This is a genomic window from Streptococcus sp. GMD1S, assembly GCF_000296875.1.
In the GTDB taxonomy this organism is placed as follows: Bacteria; Bacillota; Bacilli; order Lactobacillales; family Streptococcaceae; genus Streptococcus.
In genome coordinates this window covers 1-1,140 of the sequence record NZ_AJQY01000162.1, presented here as the reverse complement: position 1 = coordinate 1,140, position 1,140 = coordinate 1, and the positions used below count along the sequence as shown (strand labels likewise).

Sequence of the window (1,140 nt, the reverse complement as noted above, 5' to 3'; positions counted from 1 at the left end):
AGTCCAGAGCAGTTAGAAGAGATTAAGCCCATCATCTCAAGTCAGCTTCAGCTAACAGGTATGGCGGAAATGGCTCCTTATCTTTACGGTGATGAAATTGCTGAGATTCAAGGTCAAATACCGGTTGGTATGCCTTATGCTGCAGGCTATGCTTATGGCTATCATCTTATACAAGCCTATCTGAAAAAGACTGGCAAGAGCATTATTGAGGCCACAGTAACACCAACAGAAGAGATTTTAGAGGCGACTGAAGACTTTTGGAAATGACACTTTTGTTTGAAAATTTGCCAGAACATGATATAATGTAGGTAATTTCAGGAGGTGATAGTATGCACTATAAAAGAATTGAATTGAAGGTGACAGATCAAGGAATTCATGAGCGCAAGATTTTTCAAGGTGTTAAGATTTTCAGTCGTAGCAAGTTATCTAAAGATCAGAAAAGCATTCTAACACAGAAGCTTTACCTGACTCCGAAGCAAAACATCGTTTACTATCAACGGACAGATGTCAACTATGACCAGAACTGGCAGCATAATAAGGACTATTACGAATTAGCTTATGGTCAGTTGGACAGAGAGACTGTTTTTAAGGTTTGTCAAGATTTTGACGAACTAAGTCCTTTTCTGGAAAATGAGCTACTTGAGAAGCTAAAAGAAAAGCAGTTAACAGGCAAATTTTTTGAAAAATTAGATATATAAAAATCCGACTGCTTTTATAAGCAGTCGGATTTCTTCTAGTGTGATAGTGCTGAAACAATACCTTTACTATCATAGCATTGGCTACATTTTTAAAAGTTGTTTTAGCTGTCTTGAGGAGCTTGATACTGATGTCCTCGAGTCGACCATAGTATACTAACATCTATTCATCTGATAAGAGGGATTTTATCATCCAGATATTCATAGCTGGGTGGCCGGCAGCGTTAGAAAGTGGTTGTTGCAATGCTGTAAAACCATAGTGCTGATAGATTACCACAGCCGTAGCCAGTTCAGTAGAGGTTTCTAGATAAAGTTGTTCATAACCTGCTAGGCGGGCTTCATGGAATATCCGCTTTATCAACCTGCTGGAATAACCTTTGCCACGGCTATTTTTAGTGACATACAGTTTTTGTAATTCAGCAATCTTATCAGACACAGGTGCAAA

The 1,140-nt window shown here is 38.6% G+C and carries 3 protein-coding genes; 2 read left to right on the top strand and 1 reads right to left on the bottom strand.

All coding sequences use genetic code 11. The features are described 5' to 3' along the window. Positions 1–267: DUF2268 domain-containing putative Zn-dependent protease (locus tag GMD1S_RS07965; protein WP_000313478.1), on the top strand; the 267-nt coding region annotated here is incomplete at its 5' end. A 62-nt stretch (positions 268–329) separates the two neighbouring features. Beyond that, positions 330–698 carry an EXLDI protein gene (locus GMD1S_RS07960; protein ID WP_000559015.1) on the top strand — a complete coding sequence of 123 codons (369 nt, stop codon included), beginning with the start codon at positions 330–332 and terminating at the stop codon, positions 696–698. A gap of 160 nt (positions 699–858) precedes the next feature. Here the strand turns inward: GMD1S_RS07960 and GMD1S_RS07955 are convergent. Then, on the bottom strand, positions 859–1,140 hold a 282-nt coding region (locus GMD1S_RS07955; RefSeq protein WP_000385350.1), incomplete at its 5' end, for a GNAT family N-acetyltransferase.